This is a genomic window from Promicromonospora sp. NPDC023805 (genome assembly GCF_040639635.1).
Lineage (GTDB): Bacteria > Actinomycetota > Actinomycetes > Actinomycetales > Cellulomonadaceae > Promicromonospora.
The window spans coordinates 60,405-84,982 of sequence record NZ_JBFAAH010000026.1 but is presented as its reverse complement, the minus strand read 5'-3'; the positions used below and the strand labels follow the sequence as shown (position 1 = coordinate 84,982).

Here is a 24,578-nt window from a genome sequence, read left to right as displayed (position 1 = left end):
ACGTCGTCGATCTTCTCTGCGGCGGCGAGCGCCTCCCGGTGCAGCCGCTGCGCCGCGGCGAGGTCGCCGCGCTGCTCCGCGACGAAGCCGAGCTCGACCAGGAGCAGGGTCACGCCGTAGTAGGGCACCCCGTAGTCGGCCTCGAGGCGACGATTCCAGGTCAGGGACCGCTGGAAGAGCTGCTCCGCCGCGTCGAGGTCCCCGGCGCGGCGGGCCACCAGGCCGAGGCCAACCCGCGCGAACTCCTCGGCGAAGCGGTGCGACTGGTCGGCGGCCACGGTCATCGCCCGCGTGTGGAGCTCCCGCGACGCGTCGAGGTCGCCGTTCAGCAGCGCGACCCTGCCGAGGCTGGACAGCCGGTAGGAGACGTCGACCCACAGCTTCAGGTCCTCGGCGAGGCGCAGCCCCTGTTGATGCAGGTGCTCTGCCTGCTCGTACGCGCCGGTCACCTCGGCCAGGTATCCGAGCATGTCGGTGGCCTGCAGCCGTCCCCAGGCGTCGCCCAGCTCGTCGAAGACGACCAGGCTGGCCCGGCCCGAGAGCTCGACGAGCGCCAGGTCGCCCCGGAACATCGCCAGCTTGGCACGGCCGGCCAGCGCGGCTGCCTCGCCCCAGCGGTCGCCGTCGGCCCGGAACCGGGGCAGCGCCTCGGACAGCAGGGTCTCCGCGGTTGCCGCGTCGCCGAACGTCAGGTGCGCGAGCGCCAGGAACCACCGCGACCGGGCATCAGCGGCGTCCAGGTCCCGCGCTGCGGCTCGGCTGCGGTCCAGCAGGTCGCTGCCGTCGCCCGTCAGCAACGCGAACCCCGCGGCCCATGCGGTTGTCGAGGGCGGCACGCTCGTGCTCCGCAGGGACGGTCCGACGTGCGCCAGCACCGCCGCGAGCGCCGCGTGACCTTCCCGGTGTCGGCCCCGCAGGTGCCAGTACCAGGCCAGGGCGTCGACCAGCCGCAGCGCCAGGGCCCGGTCGGTGACGTGTTCGAGGGTCGCCCGCGTGTTGGGTGCCTCGACGTCCAGCCGGTTCAGCCACCGGATCTGGTCCGGGCCGCGGAGGTATGGTCTCGCCCGTTCCGCCAGCTCGGTGTAGTAGCGGTCGCGGTGCAGGTAGGCCGGGTCGTCGTCGGCCAGCCGCTCGAGACAGTACGCAGTGATGGACTCGAGGATCCGGTAGCGGGATCCCCCGGCGAGCTCGACCATCGACCGGCGGACCAGCTCGTCCACGACCTCGGCCACGTCCAGGCCGAGGTCCGCGCACACGGCCTCCGCCGCTTCCAGCGAGCAGCCGCCCGGGTGGACGGCGAGCCGGAGCAGGACGTGACGCTGGCCCTCGCCGAGCTGTTCCCAGCTCCAGTCGATCATCGCGCGCAGGGTCCGCTGGCGGGCGGGTCTGCCGCGTCCGGAGACGGCGAGCAGGTGGAAGCGGTCGTCCAGCCGGTCGGCCACGCCCTGCACACCCAGCGCCCGGATCCGGGCCGCCGCGAGCTCCAGGGCCAGCGGCAGGCCGTCCAGCCGCCGGCAGATCGCCGCCACCGCCGGGGCGGTCGAGTCGTCCAGCACGAATCCGGGCGCGGCGTCCGCGGCCCGTGCCACGAGCAGCTGCACGGACGCCGCAAGCCTCGGGTCCTCGCCCGGTGCCGGAAGCGCGAGCGGCGGCACCTGAAACAGGGCCTCCCCCGGGACCGCCAGCGACTCCTGGCTGGTGGTCAGCACTCGCAGGCCGGGAGCGGCCCGCAGCAGCTGTTCCGCCAGCTCCGCGACGGGCTCGATCAGGTGCTCGCAGTTGTCCAGCACGAGGAGCATCCGGCGGGCGGCGAGGGCGTCGGCGAGCCGGACCGCCAGCCCGTCCCTCGGCACACCGGGCCGGGCGCCCGTCGCCGTCTCGTCGCGCACGTCGAGCACGGCAGCCACCAGCTCGGCGACGGTCGCGGTCTCGCCGGTCGTCCCGGCCAGCTCGACCAGCCACACCCCGTCGGGAAAGGCATCGCTGGTGGCTTCGGCGACCGCAAGAGCGAGCCGCGTCTTGCCGACGCCGCCGGGCCCGGTCAGGGTGACCAGGCGCGCGCGTCCGAGCAGGACGGATGCCTCGGCCACGGCGTCCTTCCTCCCGATCAGACCCGTGATCGGCGTCGGAAGGTTCGTGCGCGGCGCCGCGGGGACGCGGGACGGCGGGGTGGACGACGGCCGGACGAGCGACGGCTCCTGCCGCAGCATCGCCCGGTGGAGGTCGGCCAGCTCAGGACCCGGGTCGATGCCCAGCTCGTCGGACAGCCGGCGGCGCACGTCGTCGTACCCGGACAGTGCCTCGCCCTGGCGTCCGGAGCGGTAGAGGGCGCGCAGGTGCGCGGCACGCAGGCGTTCGCGCAGCGGGTGCGCGGCGACCAGCTCGCCGAGCTCGTCCGCCACCGCGGCATGCTCGCCGAGCTCCACCCTGACCTCCGCCAGCTCCTCCTCGGCGGTCAGCCGCTGTTCCTCGAGGCGAGCGGCCGTCGCACGCACGAATCCCTCGTCGCGAAACTCGCCGTAGGCGGGGCCACGCCACAGTGCAAGGGCCTCGGTCAGGAGCCTGGCCCTGCCACGCGGGTCGACGGCGGCTCCGGCCGCGCCGAGCAGCCCCACGAACTGGACGGCGTCGACGTCTGCTGCGCGCAGCACGTAGCCGGTCGCCTGGTACGCCACGAGCTCGCGTCCGCCGGGCTCCACCAGCTCCAGGGTCCGTCGCAGCTGGGACACCTTGGTCTGCAGCGTGTTGACCGGGTTGCCCGGCGGGTCGTCGCCCCAGAGGTCGTCGGCCAGGCGGTCAGCCGGCACAGGACGGCCCTCCCCGACCAGCAGTGCGGTCAGCAGGGCCCGGACCTTCACCTCGGGGACATGCGCGGGGCGGCCGTCCGCGTCCCACACGACCAGTGGGCCGAGAACGCCGAATCGCATCGCGCCACCGTACCCGCAGCGAACCCCCAGCCGATCGTGCGCGCCGGGGTTCAGGGTGATCCCGACAGCAGCGAGAACCCCCGCACGAGGAGCAACAACATGACCGTGAACCGCGAGATCCACCTGGTCGCCCGCCCCACCGGCGTGCCGAGCCCGCAGGACTTCCAGCTGGCCAGCACCGCGCTGCCCGAGCCCGCCGACGGCCAGGTCCTGGTGCGCAACACCTGGATGTCGGTCGACCCGTACATGCGACAGCGGATGGACGACGCCGAGTCCTACCTCCCCCCGTTCGTGCTCGGCGAACCGCTGGAGGGTGCGGCGATCGGCGAGGTCATCGCTTCACGCTCCACAGACGTTCCGGTCGGCGCGACCGTCGTGCACTTCAAGGGCTGGCGCGAGTACGCGGTTGTGGATGCGGCGGCCGTCACGGTGGCGGACGTCGATCTCGCACCCGCCGAGGCGTGGCTGGGCGCGCTCGGCACGACGGGACTCACCGCCTACGCGGCACTGACTCACGTGGCTCCGGTGCGGGACGGCGACGTCGTGCTCGTCTCGGCGGCTGCCGGAGCCGCGGGCAGCGTCGCTGGGCAGCTCGCTCGCAAGCTCGGCGCCTCCCGGGTGATCGGCTCAGCGGGCGGTCCGGCCAAGACCGCAAAGCTCACGGAAATCTTCGGATACGACGCCGCCATCGACTACCGCGCCGGGTCGTTCGCCGAGCAGCTGGCCGAGGCCGCTCCCGACGGCGTCGACGTCTACGTCGACCACGTAGGAGGAGAACAGCTCGTGGCGGCCATCGACGCGCTGCGCTCCGGAGGCCGGATCGCGGTGGTGGGCGCGATCAGCTCCCACGGCGCCACCGAACCCGTGGCCGGACCCGGCAACCTGTTCTCGCTGGCCGCGAAGGACGCCACCCTGCGCGGCATGCTGGTCAACTCCTACTTCCACCTGTTCCCGGAATGGATCGGCAAGGCGGCGGGGTGGCTCGCCGACGGCTCGCTGCGCACCGAGCTGACCGTGGCCGAGGGAGTCGAGCGGGCGCCGTCGGCCTTCCTGGACATGATGCGCGGTGGCAACGTCGGCAAGATGCTGGTGCGGCTCTGACCCGGACGTCAGCGCATGAGCGGCTACCCGGCCCGGCGCCGATCCAGGCGCTCGGGGAGGCGTTCGAATCCCGCCGACACGTACGTGCTGACGGCGGCAGGGTTGGAGGTGACGACGAGTGCGCTCGACGAACCGAGCTCCCGCAGGGCGGCCGCCCCGGCGACGGTGAGCGCTATGCCGCGACCGCGATGGCGCGGGTACACGCCCAGCGGCTCGATCAGCCCGGGCTTTCCAGGGCCGGCCGACCACACGGTGATCGCTCCCAGCGCCTCGCCCGCGTCGTCATAGCCGAGCAGGCATCGCGCGTCGGCGTAGAGGGGTCCGGCCGCCATCGCGTGCCATCGCTCGTCCGTGAACGTCGAGCCGCCGAACGACGCTCGCTGCACGGCAGTGCGCTCGCTCACCTGCTCCGGCCCGACCACCTCGACCCGCACGCCCACGTCCTCGACCGGATCGGTGAGGTCGCGCAGCAACGGAGTGAAGGGCGCGTCGGCGCCCCAGCCCTCGTCCGCCAGCAGGTCGTACACCAGAGCGTCGGACGGCGCCTCGACGTTCACCGCTCCCTCGGGGAGCACCCCGTGCTCCGGCCGCGTCAGATCCGTCACCAGCTGCCGCGCCAGCTCTTCGTCGCGCCGCACGTCGGGCGCCGTCGTCAGCCGCAATATCGTGGCGCCATCAAGCAGCCCGACGGCGAGCACTCGTCCGTCCCGGCTCCAGGTCCGCAGGGCCGCGGCAGTCTGCTGAGCACCGAACCTCCAGAACCAGCCGACGTCACCCGGATGCAGCTGCACCGGCGCGGCGTCGTCCTGCCACTCGCGCAGCGCGTCGAGAACTTCGCTCAGCTCGTCGGTCCCGGGCTTGCTGATGATGACCGCCATGAGCGCATCCAACCTCTCCGCGCGACCTGTCCGCGATCCTTTTCCGGGCTGTCACTCAGGACCGGTGCGAGTCGGGCGGACCGTCAGCCGAGCTTCTCCGCGAACGCCACGATGATTCCCTCGGGGCCGCGGACGTAGCAGAAGAGGTAGCTGTCCTCGATGCGCGTCAGCTCGCCGAGGAGCTCCACGCCGCGGGACCGCAGACCGTCGACGACACCCTCGATGTCGTCGACGGCGAACAGGACGCGATGCAGGCCCAGCGTGTTCGCCGGTGCGTTCACGGGCCCGGTGCGGATCGCCGTCGGCGTGTGATACCTCATCAGCTCGACGCGGCCGTTGCCGTCCGGGGTCCGCAGCATCGCGATGTCGCACCGGACCTCGTCGAACCCGCAGACCCGGGCCGCCCAGTCCTGGTCGACGGTGGCCTGGCCCTCCAGCTCGAGCCCGAGCTGGGCGAAGAACTCGATGGCGCCCTGCAGGTCCTCGACGACGATGCCTACGTTTTCCATCCGCGTGATCATGATGCTGCTCGCTCTCCGTAGTGCGGCCCGTGCGGCCGCTTCTGACCCTGGGACGGAGCCGCCGCCGGATTCTCGACACGGGTCACGAGATCCGGTCGCGAGATCCCGCCACGGGATCCCCGGCACATCAAGAATGAAATGCGCATCTTTCGCCCGGCCGTGTTCGGATGTAGTTCGTCCGAGACTCCACAGCACCGTTGCCGTGAGGAAACCGATGATCGAGCGTGTCCTGCCCGACGCCGACACGATCGAGGCCGCGCTGGCCTCCCATGACGGCCCCTGGGGCGCGGGCGCACGAGTTCTCTCGGTGGTGGACCAGTCGACCGGCCTCGGCCAGGCGGCGGTCCTGCGGGCGAGCATCGCGGCCCCGAACACCTCCCCGTCCCTGTGGGCGGTCAAGATCCTCGGCTGGGGCCGCCCCAGCCTGCTCGACTCGCGGGACAGCCTGCTGGACCGCCGCGAGGCGCACTTCTACGGCAGCGGCATCTCCGACCTGCTGCCCAACGGGCTGACGACGCCACCGGCCGCGACGGTGTTCAGCCACCACGGCTTCACCTGGGTGGTGATGCGCGACATCGGCGCCGTCCTGCAGCAGAGCTGGACCCCCGACTCCGCGACGATCGCCGCCAGACGCGCCGCGCTGCTGTACATCCCGGGCGTGCTGCGCCCCGGCCTGCTCGACGCCCCCTGGCTGGAGCTCGAGGGCTACGCCGCCTACACCCATCACATCCAGGCGGGTCACGAGAACCTCGAGGCGCTGGCCGACGACCCGCGACTCCGGGTTCTGTTCACGCCCGATCAGGTCCGCGACCTGCACACCTGCCTGGACGCGGCAGAAGGGCTGGGCGCGCGGGCCGCGGAGCTGCCCAAGACCCTGGTCCACGGTGATCTCACGCCCCGCAACGCCGGCCTCGACCCGCGCGGCACCCTCGCCCTCATCGACTGGGAGCACGTAGGCGTCGGACCCGTGGGATTCGACCTCGGCACCTTCGTCTCGCTGTACCGCGGGTTCGGCGGCTCCGGCGAGCTGGACGAGCCTGCGGTCCTCGAGACCTACGGCCGAGCCCTCAGCGATCTCGCCGGGATCGACCTGCGCCATGCCGCGGCCCTCGGCTTCGCCATCGCGCACCTGACCTGGGGACTGCACCTCCGCCTCGGCCCTGGCCTGACGCTCATGCGCCAGGGCTTCCAGCACGACAATCCGGCGAAGCTCGCCGCGCACGTCGACGACATCCGGTCCGGAGGCCTGCGCGCCCTGTCCTGGGCGGCCGCGGCCGGGGTGGTGACGGCGGTCCACTGATCCCCGACGCCGGTCGGCTCAGCCCACGGTGGTCAGGGCGCGGCGCTCGCCAAGCACCTCCACCGGCACCGGCACCGGCACCAGCCGCCAGCCGAGGCTGTCCCAGGCGGTCCGGACTGCGACGGCCACCCACGCCACGACCAGCCCGGCGAAGAGCAGCACGGAGAGCACTGCGAGCGCCGTCAGCCCGGTGTGCGTGGCCAGCCCGGCGGTCGCCGTCACGCAGGTGCCGACCGGGAACGTGAACGACCACCAGGTGAGCGAGAACGGCAGTCCGTGGACTGCGGTGCGCACCGTGACGGCGGCGGCGATCGCCGCCCACATCAGGGCGAAGCCCAGCACGGAGACCCCGAAGACGACGGCGAAGTACACGAGCCCGCGCTCGAAGGTCGCCCCGAGCGTGCCGCCGGCGTTGGCCGCCAGCAGGCTGGCCGCGGTGACCGACTGGCCGAGCGGGCCGAGCGCTATCCACAGGGTGGGGACCATCCTGGCCGCGCCCACCTGGTGGTGCATCAGCCGGCTCCAGAGCTGGGGCAGGATCACGAGCGACGCGACGAGGCTCAGCCCGAACATCGCGTAGCAGGCCAGGAGCATCGTCTCGCGGGCCTCCCCTGGCGCGATGTGCGGCAGCAGGAGCGCGCCGGTCGCGGCCGAGACCATGGGCGGGACCACCGGCATGAGCCATCCGGCGAAGGCCGCGTCGTGCGCGTTCTGGTGCCGGGTGAAGGCGAGGTACGGCACGGCCACCGCGCTGACCAGGCCGGCGATGGTCCCTACGGTCCACAGCACCGCGTGGATGGCGACCGCGGCCTGCAGGCCCACCACGTCGCGGCCGATCAGTAGTGTCCCGGCGCCCACGGTGAGCAGCGCCATCGGCGGGGCGCCGTAGAAGTGCGCCATCACCGGGTCGGCGTGGTGCGCACGCGCGGCGGCGGGGTGCCGCACCCAGTGCAGCACCGTGGCGGTCAGGAAGAAGACGAGCATCGCGGACGCGAGCAGCCAGACGCCGACCGCGGCCTGCCGCAGGCCCGGGAGCTGGACGGGCAGGGTTACCGCAGCATTGGCGACTATCCCGGTGCCCATCACCGAGGCGAACCAGTTGGGTGTCACATTCGCGATGCTGAAGCGGGCCATACGCCTCAGTCTCCCTACCGGCGGACCCGGCCGGTATCCTCGATCTCATTGTGGAACCACAACCTCACGTTGTAGCTGGGAGCGGCGTGGACCTGCCGTCGCTCCGGCTCCTGTCAGCGATCGCGGAGGTCGGCTCGATCACCGCCGCGAGCAGGACGCTGGGTATCACCCAGCAGGCGGCGTCCACCCGGATGCGCCGACTGGAACGCATGCTCGGGGTGGCGCTCCTGGTCCGCGGCCCGCGCGGCAGCACGCTCACCCTCGACGGCACGATGGCGGCGCAGTGGGCCGCCGAGACGGTCGAGGCGGCCGACCGGTTCGACGCCGGTGTCGCCGCACTGCGCACCGCCGGTCACGCACGACCCCTGGCGATCGCCGCGAGCCTCACGGTCGCGGAGTACCTGCTCCCCCGCTGGCTCATGACGCTCCGGGGCCGGGGCAACGGCGAGCACGCCGTCTCGGTGACCGCGACGAACAGCGCGCACGCCATCGAGCTGGTCACCGACGGCAGCCACCAGCTCGGGTTCGTGGAGACGCCGACGGAGATCCCCGGCCTGCTCGCCACGACCGTCGCGCAGGACGAGCTCGTCGCCGTCGTCGCACCGCAGCATCCCTGGGCCCGACGTCGGGGCGTGACCGCCGCCGAGCTCGCCCGCACCCCGCTCGTGACCCGGGAGAAGGGCTCCGGCACCCGGCTCAGCGCCGAGCAGCTCCTGACCGACGCCGGGCACGAGATCGCCGCCCCGCTGGCCGAGCTCCCGACCACCGCGGCGGTGCGGACGGCCGTCGCGTCGGGTGCGGCGCCGGCAGTGCTCAGCATCCTGGCCGTCCGGGACGACCTCACCGCCGGGCGGCTGGTCCGCGTCCCCGTCAAGGGCCTGCGCTTCGTCCGCGAGCTGCGCGCCATCCGGTCCCCCGGGGCGTCGCCGCTGCCGCTGCTGGAGAAGCTGCTGGCCGTCGCGGCAAGAAACGGCTGAGGCGACGGCGCCCGCGCCGGCCGCCTCGCCCCTCGTCAGTCCTCGGCGTCGAACCTGGCCCGCGCCTGCTCGACGTCGGACATGTTCTCGGCGCTCCAGTGGAACAGCGCGTCGATGAGGTCCTGGATGGAACGCCCCAGTGTCGAGATGCGGTACTCGACGGCGATCGGGCGCGAGCTCACGATGACCCGGTCGACCATCCCGTTGCGCTCGAGGCGCCGCAGCGTCGCCGTCAGCGACTTCTGGGTCACGACCGGGATGGCCCGGCGCAGCTCGTTGAACCGCAGCGGCCGCTCGCACAGCTCGTCCAGCACCTGCAGCGACCACTTGTCGAGCACCTGGTCGAGCAGCTCACGGTGGTGCGGGGAGATCAGTATGCGCTCGGCGGGTTGAGTGGTATCCGGCATGAAACCTAGTCTCGTTGAAGTTCCCTTCGGACACCAGGTAGACATGCGATACCTGCTAGACCGGCAACGAAGGGACCTTCCATGACCGTCCAGCTGCTCACCCCCGAGGGCATGTTCCAGCCAGTCCCCTATCACCACGTCTCGATCGGCACGGGCAGCCGCCAGGTGCACGTGGCCGGCCAGATCGCGCGCGACGCCGAGGCGAACCACATAGCGCCCGACGACCTCACCGGCCAGGTGGCACAGGTGCTCCGCAACACGGCCCGTGGCCTCGCCGGTGCGGGCGCGACCTTTGCCGACGTCGTGCGCCTCCGGTTCTTCGTCACACACTGGAGCCCCGAGAAGATGGGCGACTTCATGGCGGGTCTCGAGAGCGTGTCCGACGAGCTCGGCATCCCGCGGCCGCTGCCGCCCGTCTCGCTCATCGGCGTCGACTACCTGTTCGAGCCCGACGTGCTCGTCGAGGTAGAGGCGTTCGCCGTCCTCGACTGAGCCGCGGACAGCGATCTTGACGCATGGTTCAAGTTCCACCTAAGGTTCTTGACCATGACGTCAAGTAATGTGATCGCGGACCCGGCCCCGGTGGTCGACTCCCCCGCCGAGAAGACCACCGAGGCCGTCGACGCCGCCGCGTCGCCCGCGCCCACGTCGCCGTTCCAGCTCCTGCCCACGGGCGAGGCGTTCGGCGTGTGCGACCTGGACGGGGCGTGCTCCTGATGGCCGGCGAGGCATTCGGCCAGGCCACGGACCGCCTGGTGGTCGACGTGTGGAGCGACGTGATGTGCCCGTTCTGCTACATGGGCGACACCCTCCTGGCGCAGGCCCTGGAGAAGTTCCCGCACGCCTCGGGCGTCGACATCCGCTACCACAGCTACCTCCTGATGCCGCACCTGTCCGACGACGACGCCCCGGTCAGCCCGACCGAGCTGCTGTCGGCCAAGCACGGCCTCCCGCGCGAGCAGGCGCAGGCGATGAACGACCAGGTCACCGAGCGCGCCCGCCAGATCGGGCTCGACTACCGCCTGGACCAGGCCCAGGCAGTGGCCACCCGCACCGCGCACCAGCTCAGCCATTTCGCGGCCGCGCACGGCAAGCAGCACGAGCTGGTCCAGCAGCTGTTCAAGGCGTACTTCACCGACGGGCTCAACGTCGCCGACCACCAGGTCCTGGCAGACCTGGCCGCCGAGGTCGGCCTGGACCGCGCCGCCGCTCTCGCCGCGCTGGAGAGCGGGGAGTTCGCGGACGCCGTCGAGGCCGACATCCAGCAGGCCCACGAGTACGGCATACAGGGTGTGCCGTTCTTCGTGTTCGGCGGCAAGTACGCCGTCTCGGGCGCACAGCCGGTCGACGCGTTCCTGCAGGCCCTGGACACGAGCTGGGCCGAAACGGTCGGTACGCCCGCCGACGCCGCCTCGGCCGGGGCCGGTCGGTGACGTCGGAGACCCCGCGCCTGCGCGCCGACGCGCAGCGCAACGTCGAGGGCATCCGCCAGGCTGCCCTCGACGTGTTCCGCGCGCACGGGCTGAACAGCCCGCTCGACGCGGTGGCGCGCGCGGCGGGCGTCAGCAAGGGCACCATCTACCACCGCTTCGGGGGCCGGCAGGGTCTGATCGACGCGGTGGTCGAAGAACTCGTCGCCGAACGCATCACGGGCATCATCACGGCGGTCGGCGCGATCGAGGACCCGGTCGAACGGTTCGAGAGCTACCTACGGCAGATCTGGCTGCTCCAGTACGACGAGCCCGCCGCGAACGACGTCCTGCTGCGGTCCATGCCCGCCTCCGGAGCGGTGAACGCCCTGTGCGAGCACGCCAACGAGAACGCCGGACGGCTCCTCGCCGACGCCCAGGCCACCGGCAAGGTCCGGGCCGACCTCACCGCCGAGGACGTCTGTCTCCTCATCTGGGAACGCGGCATCATCGCCCGGGCCTGTGCCGAACAGCCGCGCGACGGCTACAGCCGGCGCTCCGAGTACACCCTCCGGGGTCTGCGCAGCGCCTCCTGATCTCAGGAGCACAGCCTCTGGAGCCCAGCCTCAGGAGCGCTTGCCGTCCGCGCGGTCCTGCACCACCCGGTCCAGGCTCTCCGGGTCGATGCCGCGATCCTCCAGGAGCGCATCGATCTTGGACTCGACGCGCTCCTCGCCCTCACGGGACTGCGAGGAGCCCCAGAAGTAGAAGAGCATCAGGCCGGCCGCCTGCCACACGAGCTGGAGGAACTCCGACTGCCAGTTCTCGAACGTGGACGACAGGAACTGCGGAAAGAAGTCGGACCACGTGAACGCCGAGCCATGCTCCTCGGCGTCGTTCCGCACCGCTATCGCCTGGAAGACGAACTGGCCGATCCACGACACGATGAAGAAGATGCCCGTGACGATGCCGAAGGAATAGGCACGGTGGAACCGCGGGCGAGACTTCGCTTCGTCGGTGGAGCTATCAGTCATGACAACCAACCCCCTCTTCGACCGGCGAACAATCGCCGCTGGCGCTGAGAGTCCCGCTCATTGAGGCTCGCGCCGTGGACGTCTATAGGCGTCCATATCGGTCACGTTAGGCCGAGGTGCATCGGCTCGCACGGGGACCGTCTCGCGCAAAGATTCCGGCATCTGAAAAATCCCCCGGCGGCCGCACGGCCCCGCGCCGATCCCATGTGCGAGTGGTCGAACCGCACGCAAACAGTGGATTGCCGCTCGCTATCGCGGGCGGCTCCATCTGATGGACCGTCTTGAGGGAGCACCGCAATGTTCTTCCACCGCCAGGAGCTGCAGCACACGGTCAAGCCAGAGAAGCCCGACGCCGTCTACGCCCGCAAGCTGCAGGAGGTGCTCGGTGGCCAGTACGGCGAGATCACCGTCGCCATGCAGTACGGATTCCAGTCGTGGAACGCGCACATGCCAGGGAAGTACCGCGACCTGCTCTACGGGATCGGCGCCGAGGAGATGGGCCACGTCGAGATGCTCGCGACGATGATCGCGCAGCTGCTCGAGAAGGCGCCCCTCGGCGTCACCGAGGGGGCCATGCAGGACGACCCGACGGTCGCCGCGATCATCGGCGGCACCGACCCGCAGCACGCCATAGTCGCCGGTGCGGGCGCCCGGCCGGTCGACTCGAACGGGAACCCGTGGACGGCCGGGTACGTCACCGCCAGCGGCAACATGCTCGCGGACTTCACGGCGAACGCGAACGCCGAGATGCAGGGCCGGCTGCAGGTGGCTCGGCTCTACCACATGACCGACGACCCGGGCGTCCGGGACCTCCTGTCGTTCCTGCTGGCGCGCGACACGATGCACCAGAACCAGTGGATCGCGGCAGCGGCGGAGCTGCGTGAGGAGGGCATCGAGGACCTGCCCGTGCCGAGCACCTTCCCGGTGAGCAAGGAGGACCGTGGGGTGTCCTACCAGTACATCAACTTCTCGGACGGGCAGGCCGCGGCGGAGGGAAGCTGGGCGAGCGGTCCGACGCCGGACGGCAAGGGCGAGTTCGAGTACGTGGCAGAACCGCCGGCGGGCGTGCCCGCCCCGCCGCCCACCAAGCCGGACGTGCGTCTGCACGGCACCACCGGTCGTCCGGAGACCCTGGAGAAGGCGGCGGGCGCTGTGCAGGACGCCCTGCACAAGGAGTAGCCGACTTCACGTGCGGCAGACCGAAGGCCGCCGTCCCGCACTCGGTGCGGGACGGCGGCCTTCAGCCTGCGAGCTGGTGCGGCCTGCGAGCTGGTGCGGCAGCGCAGTCGTCGAAACCACGCTGCCGCCCCCCGACGCTAGGGCGGTCAACACCCACTCGCATCCAGAGCTTGCTCGGGCCTGTCGCGGCCCGGGCTAGGTGGCGCTGGCGCCCCTGCGAGGCCACAGCGCGATGGCCAGGCCCGCGAGAACGCTCAGGATGTGCAGCCAGTTGTCCGCTGCGTTGATGTTGAGGAAGTTGATGTCCGGGTTGTTCACCGCGGCCAGGCCGTAGACGAAGGCCGCGCCGTACCCGATCACCAGCAGCCAGCCGAATGTCCGTGCTCGGCTCGGTGAGGACCACATGGTGACGCCGAGCAGTCCGATCAGGAGGTGCACGATGTTGTGCAGGGGGTTGATGGCGAACCCGAGCAACGTCTGGTCGTGGTCGTGCTCCGCGAAACCGTCGAACCCGGTCACGAAGAATCCCGCGATACCGACCAGGAGATAGACCACGCCGATCGTGAGGGCGAGCCACTGATGGGGCGCCCGAACACGCGTCGCGTGCGTGGATTGCGTCATGGCGTTTCTCCATTCCGTGTGATTGCCAGTACGAACACCCTGGGGCCGAGTCGCTTCACTCGCATTTGACGCGAATCCCTCGTGGTGCGACTCGGCGCAGACGGCGTGAGTCTGGGTGTTCGGGCCCGGTCGACGGTAGGAGGTCACAGTGCGAGCAATGGTGTATCGCGGGCCGTACAAGATCCGCGTCGAGGAGAAGGACCTGCCACGTATCGAGCATCCGAACGACGCGATAGTGCGGGTCACCACCGCGGCGATCTGCGGGTCGGACCTGCACCTTTACCACGGCCTCATGCCGGACACACGCGTGGGTTCGACCTTCGGCCACGAGTTCGTGGGCGTCGTGCACGACGTCGGTCCTTCGGTACGCAACATCGCCGTCGGCGACCGGGTGATGGTGCCCTTCAACATCTACTGCGGAACGTGCTTCTTCTGCGCGCGCGGCCTGTACTCCAACTGTCACAACGTGAACCCGAACGCCACGGCGGTGGGTGGCATCTACGGCTACTCGCACACCACCGGTGGCTACGACGGCGGGCAGGCCGAGTACGTCCGGGTGCCCTTCGCCGACGTCGGGCCCACGATCGTGCCGGACTGGATGGACGAGGAGGACGCCGTCCTGTGCACGGACGCGCTGGCCACCGGCTACTTCGGCGCGCAGCTGGCCGACATCGCAGAGGGCGACGTGGTGGTCGTGCTCGGCGCCGGGCCGGTGGGACTGTTCGCCGCCCGGTCGGCGTGGCTGATGGGCGCCGGCCGCGTCGTCGTCGTCGACCATCTGGACGACCGGCTGGAGATGGCCCGCACGTTCGCCTATGCCGAGACCGTCAACTACACGCAGCACAAGGACATCGTCGTGGAGCTGAAGCGCACGACCGGCTGGCTCGGCGCCGACCGGGTGATCGACGCCGTGGGCGCCGAGGCGGACGGAAACCTGCTGCAGCACGTGACGGGCGCGAAGCTCAAGCTGCAGGGTGGGTCGCCGATCGCGCTGAACTGGGCGATCGACGCCGTGCGCAAGGGCGGCACGGTCTCGGTGATGGGCGCGTACGGGCCCATCTTCAGCGCTGTCAAGTTCGGCGACGCGCTGAACAAGGGACTCACCCTGCGTATGAACCAGGCACCCGTGAAACGGCAGTGGCCCCGGCTGTTCGAGCACATGCGCAGCGGCTACCTCAAGCCGAACGACATAGTGACCCACCGGATCCCCCTGGAACACATCGCCGAGGGGTACCACATCTTCTCCGCCAAGCTCGACGGCTGCATCAAGCCGCTCGTCGTGCCCGGCGCCGCCTGAGAGGGGACGACCGTGCCGTACACCGCCGACAAGCCGCCTCTGCCCGAGACGCCGGAGCAGCTCAGAGCCCGCGTCCCCGGCTGGGGCGCCGACCTCGACCCCGCGGACCGCCCCTCCTACCCCCGCGAGGTGCGCGGGCTGGAGACCGGCGCGCACTGGGACCTGCCCGAGCAGCAGCAGGAGCTCCAGCCACGCGAGCGCTCGATAGAGCACGCGCGCCTGACGCCGGTCTTCGGCACGTCCGTGCCGCTCAAGGGCCTGTCGGGGGTGGTCCGCCGGTACGCCTACCGGCGGTTCAGCGAGGGCCGCGCCGCACACTGGCTGCTGCTGATCGCGGCCGACCGGGTGGACGCCGTCGAAGGCCACCTCGCGTCCTTCGTGACCACCCGCCCGGACAACCCGGTGACCGAGACGGGCGTGCTGGCGGAGCCGTCGCACCATCCGCTCCGGTCCCGGGCCGGGCGGGTGGACGTGCGGCACCAGATCCTCGATCCCGTAGTCGTCGTGGGCCCGTGGGTGCTGGCCGGCGTGGTGATCTACCGGGGTGTCCGGGCAATGGTCCGACGGGCACGCTCCTGAAGGCCGCGAAGGCGCCCCGGACCGCGCGCGTCACCGGGCTCGCCCTCGGTGCCGTGGTGGCGGCCGTACGCAGATGGCGCCCCAGGCCGCTCCACCCGACCGGCACGGTGCTCGCCGGGACGCTGCGCCTCGACGCCGGTGACGCGCCGGGCGCTGCCGCGCTCGGCGCACCCGCGACCCACCCGGTGACCGTGCGCGTATCGCGCGCCGCCGGTCTGCCCGCCCCGCTGCCCGACGTCTTCGGTCTGGCGGTGCACTGGACCGTCGACGACCGGCCCCAGGACCTCCTGCTGTCGGCGACCGGTCTGGGCCGGGTAACCCGCTTCCTCCTGGCGCCCCGGTTCCGCCCGCTCGGGGGCGGGTTCGGCACGCTCATGCCGTTCCGGGACCTCGACGGCCGGCCGGTGCTGCTCGCTGCCGCTCCCACCGGCACCCGCCCCCGCGGACGACGCGGTACGGGGACGACGGCGCTCGTCGGCACCGACCTGGTGCTCCTGTCCGCACACCCCGGCGGGCGGTGGCACCGGCTCGGGACGCTCCGCTGCGGGCCTGCCGTCGCGGGCGACGCGCCCCGGGTCGATCCCATCCGGCACGTACCGGGGGCGCTCGGCACCTATCCCTGGGCCGCCGCGCTCCGGGCCCCCGCCTACCGGGCGGCCCGGACCGGCAGCCTGGCGTCCGGCGAACGGGACTGAGCCCGCACCCGTCGTCGGCCCTCGGTGGGCGACGCTAGTGAGCGCCTGTCCGGCGCGCCTGCTCGACGGCCGCCGCCACTCCCCCGGTCCACGGATCGCCGTGGCCCGGCAGCAACGTCGTCGCGCCCGAGTCGTACGCGGCCAGGCGGTCGGGGGACAGCAGTGCCGCGCTCGTCCGGCGCCGGCCGCCCTTGCCGCTCGCCCCGCAGCACGTTCATCTACGGTGGACGGATGGAACCTGCGACGGAAGGGACCGCCCGACCGACCCTCGTCTTCGACGTCCTCGGCACCCTGGTCGACCAGACCGGGAGCATGGAACGGCGCGTGACGAAGGTGGCCGGGATCAACAGCGATGCGGCAGCGGAGGTGGCCCGCCGCTGGCTGGGACACGTCGCCGAGCAGGAACGCGCGATCGTCGAGGGCCGGCGCGCGTTCGCACCCAGTCATGAGCTGGACGGCGAGGCACTGAGCCTGCTGGTTCGCGAGGACCTGCTGCTGCCCGACGCCGCCGCACGGCTGGCCGACGCGTCGGAATGGCTGGAGCCCTGGCCGGACAGCGTTGCCGGCCTGGACCTGCTCGCCGCCGACTGCACGGTGCTCGGTGTGTCGAACGCCAGCCGCCGGGTACTGGCGGGCATCAGCACGAACACCGGGCTGCGGTGGCACCAGGTGCTGTCGAGCGAGGACGCGCGCACGTACAAGCCGGACCAGGCGATCTACGCGCTGGCGAAGGACAGCGCACCCACCCGATCCGGCACCCTGGTCATGGTGGCCGCGCACGCCTGGGACCTTCGGGCCGCCGCGCAGGCCGGCATGCGGACGGCGTACCTACCCCGGTCCGACGGCGACCCGCCCGGCCCGGACGACACGTTCGACCTGCGGGCGACGAGCCTCCTGGACCTGCACGCACAGCTGCTCGACCCGGCTGAGCGCCACTGACGGGGCGGGCGCACCTTCCCGGCACTCTTGCTGGTGCTACCGAGTCAAGCGTGCTTTACTTTCCCCACGAGTAAAGCACGCTTGACAACCAGCGGAGGCGAACGATGGTCGACCCGACCGGCACGACACCAGGTGCGCGGCGAGCGCCCATCTCCCACTACGTCCTGGCCGGCGTCTTCGCCGCCGTCGCGACCATCGCGGTCTCGCTGGTGGTGGGTGCGACCAACCCCGGCGACTTCTGGCTAGCGGTGGGTATCGGGGCGATGTGCACGGCCTACCCCGCCCTGTCGCTCGGGGCGAGGATCTTCGTCTCCGACCACACGGTGACCCGCGACGCGCACGGCGCCGAGAGCGCCGAGTCGCTCTGGCTGAAGCAGGCCGGCGCGGGCGCCTTCCTCGACGTCCTGGTGGCGACGGTGGTGGGCGCCGTCGTGCTCATGATCGGCCGGTTCGACGCGCCCGCCCTGCCCGCTCTGCTCGCCGTGATCGGGCTCGGCGTGGCCGACGCCGGCCTGCGCTACGCCGTCATCCGGCACCGCTCGCTCCGGTGAAGAACGACATGGCGGCCCGCCGCCTGGAACGCAGGTGGACCCAGGCCGATCTGGCGAGCACCCTCGGCGTCTCGCGACAGACCGTGATCTCCATCGAACGGGGGCGGTTCGACCCTTCGCTGCCGCTCGCCTTCCTGATCGCCCGGACCTTCGGCTGCGCCATCGAGGACGTCTTCATGCCGGACTGACTCATCCTCTACAAAGGGCATATCACACCCAAATTTCGATGAATCCGCATCCACAGTAAAACTAGGACCCAGCCGGTCAAAACCGGACGCCGTGCGCACAGGGGGCTGGAACGCGTGACGATCACCATTGACCTGGGTATCGACGACCTGCGCGCGGTCCTCGACACCGAAGGTGAGGCCAACGGTTCCATGGCGGACTTCCCGCTGCCCGACCAGGTCCGGGCAGGCGCGGCACCCCGTGTCGCCCACGTCCGCGCCGTCACCGGCCCGGAGTGCCGCTCCACCCGCGCCGCCATGCACGACTACCTCGGCCGGCACCTTCCGCCTCGCCGCGCTCGCCGCCTGGAGCTCCACCTGGACGGCTGCGCCGAGTGCATCCGTGCGTTCATCGACATCCGCGAGGCCTCCTGGGCACGCCGCGCCGTGGTCGACACCTCGACGCTGACCGTCACCCGCACCGACGTCTCCGAACGGCTCGGGCCGCGCCGCCGTCGGTAGCCCGACGGTAGCCCGGCGGGTGAACGGCGAAACTGCCCAGGAACTCGGGGCTTTCGTCCCTCGCGCAAGCGCGCGAAGAGGCGCACACTTTCGACAGGACTACTGGGTCCGTCAGCAGGAGGTGCGCCATGGCCGCCAGACACGCGATCCTCCGCGCTGCGGCCGTCCTCGGCAGCAGCCTGGCGATCCTCCTCGCGGGGCTGACCGTCCCCGCGGCGGCCGAGCCCGAGACCCCCGTCCTGTATCCGTCCGGCTCGACGGTGACGCGTGCCGTCGGGCTCGGGTTCGACGCCTGCACCGCGCCGTCGCTCGCCGCGCTGCAAGCCTGGCGAGGTCCTTCGCCGTACAGCACCGTGAACATCTACTTCGGCGGCAACAACCGCGGCTGCGCGCAGCCGAACCTGACCTCGACGTGGGTCCGCGACGCCGCCGCGGCGGGCTGGAAGCTGCTGCCCACCTACTTCGGTTATCAGCCGTACTGCATGGTCGGCGACAAGCCGAACCGCTACACCGCCGACAACGCCACCGCCCGAGGGACCTCGGACGCCGGCGACGCGGTCACCAGGGCCAAGGCTCTGGGCCTGCTGCCGGGAAGCGCCCTGTACGCGGACGTCGAGCACTACGACCGCGCGGTCTCGTCGTGCCGCACCGCGGTGCTCAGATACGTCTCGGCGTGGACGAAGAAGCTGCACGCCTCGGGGTACCTGGCCGGCGTGTACGTCCATCAGGACTCGGGACTGCGCGATCTCTCCGACTCGTACAGCTCGACGACGTACGCCCGCCCGGACGCGGTGTGGATGGCCCGCTGGGACGGCAGCACCGCGCTGACCGGCTGGCCGACCGCGCCGAACTCGCACTGGGCCGACTTCCAGCGGGCGAAGCAGTACCGCGGCGACCACGACGAGACGTGGGGCGGGGTGACCATCAACATCGACTCCGACTCCCTCAGGGCGCCCGTCGCCACCGTCGCACGCGCCTACCGCGTGACGAGCAGTACCTCGCTGAACGCCCGCACCGGTCCGTCGTCCACGTACCCCGTCGTCCGCTCCTACTCGCCGGGCGCGTCGCTCTCCGTGGTGTGCCAGACCGCCGGGCAGAAGATCGGCACGACCGCCGTGTGGAACCGGCTGACCAGCGGCGCGTGGGTCACCGACTACTACGTCTCTACCCCGTCGAACACCAGGTTCACCCAGTCGCTCCCGCGGTGCATCTACCCGGGACAGGTGACCACCACCTCGCTCAACGCCCGCACCGGGCCTGGGACCTCGTACTCGGTCACCGGCAACCCGCTGCCCCGCGGCGCCCTTGCCCACGTGATGTGCCAGGACCGGGGCAGCACGGTCGGGAGCACAGCGGTGTGGAACAAGCTGCGCGACGGTCGCTGGGTCAGCGACTACTACGTCTCGAACCGTTCGAGCAGCACCTGGAGCGCACCCGTCCCGCGCTGCCCGTGACATTTCGATAACCTCGACATGTGTTCGAGGGATTCGCTACCGAGCAGGTAGACACAGACGATGCGTCGATCTTCGTCCGGCACGCCGGGTCAGGTCCGCCTGTCCTGCTCCTGCACGGCCATCCGCGGACGTCGGCGACCTGGCACCGCGTGGCTCCCCGGCTCGTCGACGCGGGCTTCTCCGTGGTGTGTCCCGACCTCCGCGGGTACGGCAGGTCGCGGGGTCCCGCTGCCGACCCGGAGCACACCGCCCACTCGAAACGGGCGGTCGCCGGCGACATGCTCGCGGTCATGCGGCACCTCGGCCACGAACGGTTCTGCCTGGCGGGCCATGACCGCGGCAGCTACGTGGCGCTGCGGCTGGCTCTCGACCATCCGCAGGCGGTCGAGCGGCTGGCGCTGATCGACAGCGTGCCCATCAGCGAACACCTCCGCCGCGCGGACGCGAGGTTCGCCACGGAGTGGTGGCACTGGTTCTTCTTCGCCCAGCCGGACATCCCGGAACGCGTGATCAACGCCGATCCGGTCGCGTGGTACGGCAGCAACGTCGACCCTGCCGCCATGGGCGCCGAGAACCACGCGGAGCTGATGGACGCGGTGGCCCGCCCGGAGGTGGTGGTCGCGATGCTGGAGGACTACCGCGCCGGACTCACGGTGGACCGCGCGCACGAGGAGGCGGACCGCGCTGCCGGCAGGCGCATCACCGCACCCCTCCGCGTCCTGTGGTCGCTCCAGGACGACATCGAGGACCTGTACGGCGATCCCCTGGTCATCTGGCGCGAGTGGGCGGACGACGTGGACGGGTTCGGCATCAACTCCGGACACCACGTCGCCGAGGAGAATCCGGAGGACCTCGCGCAGGCCCTGGCCGGTCACTTCCGACCTGAGGACACGCCGACGGCGTCCGCCCTGAACGAGTAGGTGCCCGACCCCACGGTGACGACGGTCCTCGAGTCCTGGTCGTCGTAGCCGACCACCCGGATGCCGTTCCTGACCGCCAGCGGCCTGCCCGACTCCGTGACCTGGGACGGGTGGTCCGAGGGGATGCGCACCTGCGCCGTCGTGTTGACCGGGACCGTCACCTTCATCGTCAGGCCGTCGTCGGTCTGCCGCCAGGTGTTGGACAGCTCGCCGTAGACGGTCAGGAGCGTGCCCTTCGCCGAGGTCACGCCGCCTCCGACGGTGGGCTCGATGACGCTGCTGCGGTAGCCCGGCTCGCCGATCCTGATGCCGCCGATGTTCTGGTGCATCCAGTCCGCCACGGCGCCGTAGGCGTAGTGGTTGAACGAGTTCATGTCCACCGGCCCGAACGAGCCGTCAGGCATTATCGAGTTCCAGCGCTCCCAGATGGTGGTCGCGCCCTTCTCGATCTCGTAGCCCCAGGACGGGTAGTCCGTGTGCTGGAGCATCGTGTAGGCGAGGTCGTCCCGGCCGATGCTGGTCAGCGCGGGCAGCAGCCACGGGGTGCCGATGAAGCCGGTCCGCAGGTGGTAGTCCGTCTCCGCCAGCTTCGCCACGAACTTCTCCCCCGCCGCGCGCTCGCGAGCCGGGTCGGTGATCAGGTGCTGGCCGAGCGCTAGCGCGTAACCGGTCTGGGAGTTCCCCAGCACCGTGCCGTCCGACGCGACATACGCGTCGGTGAACGACTGACGCACCGCCTCGTACAGGTCTGCGTACTCGGCCGCCTCCGCGCTGCGGCCGACGGCGGCGGCCATCTCGGACATCATCTTGACGTCCTGCGCCCAGATCGCGGTGCCGAGCACACCCTGGTCGGTCGGGTCGTCGAGGTGCAGCCAGTCGCCGGTGAAGAACCACAACCGGCCGGTCTCCAGGTTGTCCTCGCCGGCGCTCTCCCGGGCGTAGTCGAAGAACTTCTTCATCGCCGCATAGTTGTCCCGGACGATCTGGGCGTCGCCCGTGGAGTTCCATACCGCGTGCGGCACGGTGATGATCGCATCCTCCCAGCCGACGGCGCTCAGGCCGAAGGCGCCGTTGGTCGACGGGACCACCGACGGCACCCCGCCGTTGGGGAACTGCTCGTCGCGCACGTCGGTCATCCACTTGCCCAGGAAGCCGCGGGTGTCGCTCAGATAGCTCGCCGTCGGCGCGAAGACGCTGATGTCACCGGTCCAGCCGAGCCGCTCGTCGCGAGCCGGCGTATCGGTGGGGATGGACAGGAAGTTGCCCCGTGCGCCCCACGTGACGTTGCTGTGCAGCTGGTCGAGCAGCGCGCTCGACGTCTCGAGGTGACCCACCCGCGGCAGGTCGGATCCCAGCACCACACCCTTGACGTCGGCGGACGACGGCGCCTGGGCGAGGCCCGTGACCTCGATGTAGCGGAAGCCGTGCTGGGTGAACGTCGGCTGGTAGGTGACCGTGCCGTCCTCGGCGAACGTGTAGTGGTCGGTGGCCGCTGCCGCCCGGAGGTTCGCGGTGTACATGGTGCCGTCGGGGTTGAGCACCTCGGCGTGCCGGAGCCGGACGGTCTCGCCGGCCTTGCCGGTGATCGTGACCCGCGGGACGCCGACCATGTTCTGGCCGAGGTCGTAGATCCGCACGCCCGCGACCGGCTCGGTGACCTCGACGGTGCTGAGCAGGTCGATCTGGCGGACCGGTTCGTCGGGCTGCGGCGCCAGCTTCGCGGTGTCGGAGGCCCGCACCGTCACCGGGCCCCAGGCCGCGTCGTCGAACGCCGGCTTGTTCCAGCCCTGTTGTTCCAGTGCGGCGGAGTAGGTCTCGCCCAGCTGGTTGTCGGCCGCCACGAGCGGGCTCGGCGCCCACTTCCAGCTCGAGTCCGTGTCCACCCACTGCACGCTGCCGTCGGTGTAGGTGAGCCTCAGGCGTGCGACGAGATCCAGGTTCGTGCCGTACTGCCCCTTGCCCTCCATGCCGATCTTGCCCGCCCACCAGCCTTCGCCGAGGACGCCGCCGAACCCGTTCTCGCCCTCCTCGACGAGGTCGGTCACGTCGTAGGTCTGGGACTGGATCCGCTTCGCGTACTCGGTGTAGCCGGGGGCCAGGAACTGGTCGCCGACCTTGGCACCGTTGATGGTGAGCTCGTAGACGCCGTGGGCCGAGGCGTAGACCCGCGCGGACGCGAGCTTCTTTCCCGGGGGCGTCGTGAACTCCGTGCGCAGCAGCGGCAACGACTCCTCCGGCCCCTTGAGCATGGCATCGGTGGTCTGGTTCACGGTGACCTGGCCGTCGGCGAACGAGCCGGCGTCGAACGGGTTGGTGCTGAAGTCCGGATCGGCCAGCACCGTGCCGTCTGCCTTGGTCACCGTCAGGGAGCTGATGGTCGCCGACTCGCCCCCGAACGTGCGGACGCCGACCCGGCCCCAGCCGAAGGCGGTCGCGACGCGTGTGTCGACGGTCTGTCCGTCCAGCGTCGTCTCGATGGTGTCCCCGGCCAGCCGGACTGCCAGGTCGTGCTCGCCGGCCAGCAGTCCCGCGGCGGTGAACCCGAACGGTCGCAGGTCGACCTCGCCGAGGAGGCTGTAGGCGCCGTCGACGCGGAGGTGCGGCCGCAGCATGGGCACACCGGTGCTGACGTTGATCTGCCACATGTAGGTGTTGTTGGGGCTCTGCGCCCGGAGGAAGACGCCGAAGGCATCGCTGTTCAGCCTGAACCGCGTGGCCGCCGTGTAGTCGGTCCAGTGCTCGTACGACGGCGCGGGCTTGCCCACCCACTGGGCGTCGCCCCAGGCGTCAGCCGTCAGCAGACCGGTCTCGAACCACGCCGGCGCGCTCCAGCGGCTGACCGCGCCGCTGCCGTCCCAGACGCGCACCCGCCAGTGGTACCGCGTGCCGTCCGTCAGCTCGGGACCGCCGTACGCGACGTCGACCTGACGCGACGACCGCACCTTTCCCGTGCGCCAGACGTCGGACGCACCGGCGGAGGAGCCGACCTGGATCTCGTAGGCCGACTGCGTCACGCCCCGCCGGGACGAGGAGGAGGCCCAGCCGAGGACGGGGTCCTGTCCGCCGATGCCCAGGGGGTTGGCGCGCCCGTTCGTCGTCAGACCCGCGACGGCGATCCGGGTCCCCGCCTCCGCCTGTGCCGGTTCGGCCGCACCAGGAACCACCGTGCCTCCTAGAGTTATCGCCAGACCGGTGAAGAGCGCGGTCAGCCGCCGCCACGTGACCGAGGGGGGCCGCGCCTTTGCGGGAGCCGTCATCAGAATGCCTTCCATGCAACGCTGCAGGGGCCTGGATACAGATTGATACGTTTCAACTGCACCCGAAACGTAGGCGAATGTCCCCATATGCGTCAAGGCCTCCGCAGGGCGAGGCCGGCGACGTCGACCCCAACACACTCCCCGCCATCACCGGCGTGTCGCGTGCAGTGTGTAGGGGTGGCGCGGACTAGCGGGAGGCGAGCCGCTCCAGCAGTGCGGCACTCCGGGCCAGCAGCGCCCGCTCCTCGTCGGTGAGCTCGGCCTCGATGGCCTGTGCGAGCCACCCCGCCCTGCGTCCGCGCTCCGCCTCGAGCGCGGCACGACCGGCGTCCGACAGCTCGACCAGCGCCTTGCGGCCGTCGGTGGGGTGCGCCCGGCGCGTGATCAGGTTCTCGTCCATGAGCAGGCCCACCACCCGGGCCATCGACTGAGGGCGTACGCGCTGGTCGGCGGCAAGGTCGCTGGTCGTCATCGCGCCGTCACGGTCCAGTGCACCGAGCACCGCCACCTGACCCAGCGGGATGCGGTCCTCGTGCTTCACGCGCCGCGTGAGCTTGCCCATCGCGGTGCGCAGCTCTGCGGCGATGGCGGCGGCTTCCGAGGTAGGCACAGGACACTCTACCGCCGTCGTGCCGGGCGGCCAGGAGAACTGTGCAGCCACTCTGTACAGCATATCTGCACACCTAATCTGTACAGTCTTGCTGTATGGTTC

At 71.1% G+C, this 24,578-nt stretch carries 25 protein-coding genes and 1 pseudogene; 17 read left to right on the top strand and 9 right to left on the bottom strand.

Annotated features, from left to right (window positions below):
• Positions 1 to 125: 125 nt before the first annotated feature.
• Positions 126 to 2,927 (bottom strand): annotated as a pseudogene (locus tag AB0F70_RS22280) (BTAD domain-containing putative transcriptional regulator); the annotation flags it as partial.
• 99 nt (positions 2,928 to 3,026) lie between these two features.
• Between AB0F70_RS22280 and AB0F70_RS22275 the strand changes: the two are divergent.
• Entirely contained in the window at positions 3,027 to 4,028 is a 1,002-nt protein-coding gene (locus AB0F70_RS22275; RefSeq protein WP_357453463.1) for an NADP-dependent oxidoreductase, read from the top strand.
• A gap of 23 nt (positions 4,029 to 4,051) precedes the next feature.
• Here the strand turns inward: AB0F70_RS22275 and AB0F70_RS22270 are convergent, their stop codons facing one another.
• Both AB0F70_RS22270 and AB0F70_RS22265 read right to left on the bottom strand, forming a co-directional pair.
• Complete coding sequence (locus AB0F70_RS22270) at positions 4,052 to 4,906, bottom strand: GNAT family N-acetyltransferase (protein WP_357453460.1); 855 nt, start codon at positions 4,904 to 4,906, stop codon at positions 4,052 to 4,054.
• 83 nt (positions 4,907 to 4,989) lie between these two features.
• Positions 4,990 to 5,415 carry a VOC family protein gene (locus tag AB0F70_RS22265; protein ID WP_357453457.1) on the bottom strand — a complete coding sequence of 142 codons (426 nt, stop codon included), beginning with the start codon at positions 5,413 to 5,415 and terminating at the stop codon, positions 4,990 to 4,992.
• A gap of 226 nt (positions 5,416 to 5,641) precedes the next feature.
• Here AB0F70_RS22265 and AB0F70_RS22260 point away from each other — a divergent pair, with 226 nt between their 5' ends.
• A complete protein-coding gene (locus AB0F70_RS22260) occupies positions 5,642 to 6,727 on the top strand; it encodes a phosphotransferase (protein WP_357453454.1) in 1,086 nt (361 codons plus the stop codon).
• Between the two features lie 18 nt (positions 6,728 to 6,745).
• Here the strand turns inward: AB0F70_RS22260 and AB0F70_RS22255 are convergent, their stop codons facing one another.
• Positions 6,746 to 7,837, bottom strand: coding sequence for a TDT family transporter (locus AB0F70_RS22255; RefSeq protein WP_357453451.1), 1,092 nt, complete (start codon positions 7,835 to 7,837; stop codon positions 6,746 to 6,748).
• A gap of 110 nt (positions 7,838 to 7,947) precedes the next feature.
• On the opposite strand from AB0F70_RS22255, the gene AB0F70_RS22250 reads away from it, so the two are divergent.
• Positions 7,948 to 8,838 (top strand): LysR family transcriptional regulator, encoded by an 891-nt coding sequence (locus AB0F70_RS22250; RefSeq protein WP_357453447.1) that lies wholly within the window; start codon positions 7,948 to 7,950, stop codon positions 8,836 to 8,838.
• A gap of 35 nt (positions 8,839 to 8,873) precedes the next feature.
• On the opposite strand, the gene AB0F70_RS22245 is transcribed toward AB0F70_RS22250, so the two are convergent.
• Positions 8,874 to 9,245 (bottom strand): helix-turn-helix domain-containing protein, encoded by a 372-nt coding sequence (locus AB0F70_RS22245; protein ID WP_357453444.1) that lies wholly within the window; start codon positions 9,243 to 9,245, stop codon positions 8,874 to 8,876.
• An 81-nt stretch (positions 9,246 to 9,326) separates the two neighbouring features.
• Here AB0F70_RS22245 and AB0F70_RS22240 point away from each other — a divergent pair, with 81 nt between their 5' ends.
• Genes AB0F70_RS22240 through AB0F70_RS22225 form a run of 4 tightly spaced genes read left to right on the top strand, consistent with a single transcriptional unit; the run spans position 9,327 to position 11,250 of the window.
• A complete protein-coding gene (locus AB0F70_RS22240) occupies positions 9,327 to 9,737 on the top strand; it encodes a Rid family hydrolase (RefSeq protein ID WP_357453441.1) in 411 nt (136 codons plus the stop codon).
• Positions 9,738 to 9,791: 54 nt separating this feature from the next.
• Positions 9,792 to 9,962, top strand: coding sequence for a hypothetical protein (locus AB0F70_RS22235; protein WP_357453438.1), 171 nt, complete (start codon positions 9,792 to 9,794; stop codon positions 9,960 to 9,962).
• Complete coding sequence (locus AB0F70_RS22230; RefSeq protein WP_357453435.1) at positions 9,935 to 10,678, top strand: DsbA family oxidoreductase; 744 nt, start codon at positions 9,935 to 9,937, stop codon at positions 10,676 to 10,678. Before AB0F70_RS22235 ends, AB0F70_RS22230 begins: the two co-directional genes overlap by 28 nt.
• The gene (locus tag AB0F70_RS22225; protein ID WP_357453432.1) at positions 10,675 to 11,250 is read left to right on the top strand and encodes a TetR/AcrR family transcriptional regulator; all 576 of its coding nucleotides are present in this window, start codon (positions 10,675 to 10,677) and stop codon (positions 11,248 to 11,250) included. Before AB0F70_RS22230 ends, AB0F70_RS22225 begins: the two co-directional genes overlap by 4 nt.
• A 30-nt stretch (positions 11,251 to 11,280) precedes the next feature.
• Here the strand turns inward: AB0F70_RS22225 and AB0F70_RS22220 are convergent, their stop codons facing one another.
• Complete coding sequence (locus AB0F70_RS22220) at positions 11,281 to 11,688, bottom strand: DUF6766 family protein (protein ID WP_357453429.1); 408 nt, start codon at positions 11,686 to 11,688, stop codon at positions 11,281 to 11,283.
• Positions 11,689 to 11,985: 297 nt separating this feature from the next.
• Here AB0F70_RS22220 and AB0F70_RS22215 point away from each other — a divergent pair, with 297 nt between their 5' ends.
• Entirely contained in the window at positions 11,986 to 12,867 is an 882-nt protein-coding gene (locus tag AB0F70_RS22215) for a manganese catalase family protein (protein ID WP_357453426.1), read from the top strand.
• Between the two features lie 195 nt (positions 12,868 to 13,062).
• Here AB0F70_RS22215 and AB0F70_RS22210 read toward each other — a convergent pair whose 3' ends face one another.
• Positions 13,063 to 13,488 (bottom strand): DUF4383 domain-containing protein, encoded by a 426-nt coding sequence (locus AB0F70_RS22210; protein WP_357453423.1) that lies wholly within the window; start codon positions 13,486 to 13,488, stop codon positions 13,063 to 13,065.
• Between the two features lie 148 nt (positions 13,489 to 13,636).
• Here AB0F70_RS22210 and AB0F70_RS22205 point away from each other — a divergent pair, with 148 nt between their 5' ends.
• From AB0F70_RS22205 to AB0F70_RS22165, 9 genes are all read left to right on the top strand, one after another.
• Positions 13,637 to 14,785: a zinc-dependent alcohol dehydrogenase gene (locus tag AB0F70_RS22205; RefSeq protein WP_357453420.1), complete on the top strand. Its 1,149-nt coding sequence runs from the start codon at positions 13,637 to 13,639 to the stop codon at positions 14,783 to 14,785.
• Between the two features lie 12 nt (positions 14,786 to 14,797).
• Positions 14,798 to 15,364, top strand: a complete 567-nt coding sequence (locus AB0F70_RS22200) for a hypothetical protein (RefSeq protein ID WP_357453417.1) — start codon at positions 14,798 to 14,800, stop codon at positions 15,362 to 15,364.
• A 56-nt stretch (positions 15,365 to 15,420) separates the two neighbouring features.
• The gene (locus AB0F70_RS22195) at positions 15,421 to 16,059 is read left to right on the top strand and encodes a hypothetical protein (RefSeq protein ID WP_357453414.1); all 639 of its coding nucleotides are present in this window, start codon (positions 15,421 to 15,423) and stop codon (positions 16,057 to 16,059) included.
• Positions 16,060 to 16,290: 231 nt separating this feature from the next.
• Positions 16,291 to 16,998, top strand: coding sequence for a haloacid dehalogenase type II (locus tag AB0F70_RS22190; RefSeq protein WP_357453411.1), 708 nt, complete (start codon positions 16,291 to 16,293; stop codon positions 16,996 to 16,998).
• 104 nt (positions 16,999 to 17,102) lie between these two features.
• Positions 17,103 to 17,549, top strand: coding sequence for a hypothetical protein (locus AB0F70_RS22185; protein WP_357453407.1), 447 nt, complete (start codon positions 17,103 to 17,105; stop codon positions 17,547 to 17,549).
• Positions 17,546 to 17,737, top strand: coding sequence for a helix-turn-helix transcriptional regulator (locus tag AB0F70_RS22180; RefSeq protein WP_357453404.1), 192 nt, complete (start codon positions 17,546 to 17,548; stop codon positions 17,735 to 17,737). Before AB0F70_RS22185 ends, AB0F70_RS22180 begins: the two co-directional genes overlap by 4 nt.
• A gap of 114 nt (positions 17,738 to 17,851) precedes the next feature.
• Positions 17,852 to 18,235, top strand: a complete 384-nt coding sequence (locus AB0F70_RS22175) for a zf-HC2 domain-containing protein (RefSeq protein ID WP_357453401.1) — start codon at positions 17,852 to 17,854, stop codon at positions 18,233 to 18,235.
• A 128-nt stretch (positions 18,236 to 18,363) separates the two neighbouring features.
• Entirely contained in the window at positions 18,364 to 19,689 is a 1,326-nt protein-coding gene (locus AB0F70_RS22170; protein WP_357453398.1) for a glycoside hydrolase domain-containing protein, read from the top strand.
• Positions 19,690 to 19,709: 20 nt separating this feature from the next.
• Positions 19,710 to 20,609 carry an alpha/beta hydrolase gene (locus AB0F70_RS22165; RefSeq protein ID WP_357453395.1) on the top strand — a complete coding sequence of 300 codons (900 nt, stop codon included), beginning with the start codon at positions 19,710 to 19,712 and terminating at the stop codon, positions 20,607 to 20,609.
• On the opposite strand, the gene AB0F70_RS22160 is transcribed toward AB0F70_RS22165, so the two are convergent.
• Positions 20,561 to 23,866 (bottom strand): family 78 glycoside hydrolase catalytic domain, encoded by a 3,306-nt coding sequence (locus AB0F70_RS22160; RefSeq protein ID WP_357453392.1) that lies wholly within the window; start codon positions 23,864 to 23,866, stop codon positions 20,561 to 20,563. The two genes, AB0F70_RS22165 and AB0F70_RS22160, sit on opposite strands and share 49 nt — an antisense overlap.
• A 187-nt stretch (positions 23,867 to 24,053) precedes the next feature.
• The gene (locus AB0F70_RS22155) at positions 24,054 to 24,527 is read right to left on the bottom strand and encodes a MarR family transcriptional regulator (protein ID WP_357453388.1); all 474 of its coding nucleotides are present in this window, start codon (positions 24,525 to 24,527) and stop codon (positions 24,054 to 24,056) included.
• Positions 24,528 to 24,578: the final 51 nt, after the last annotated feature.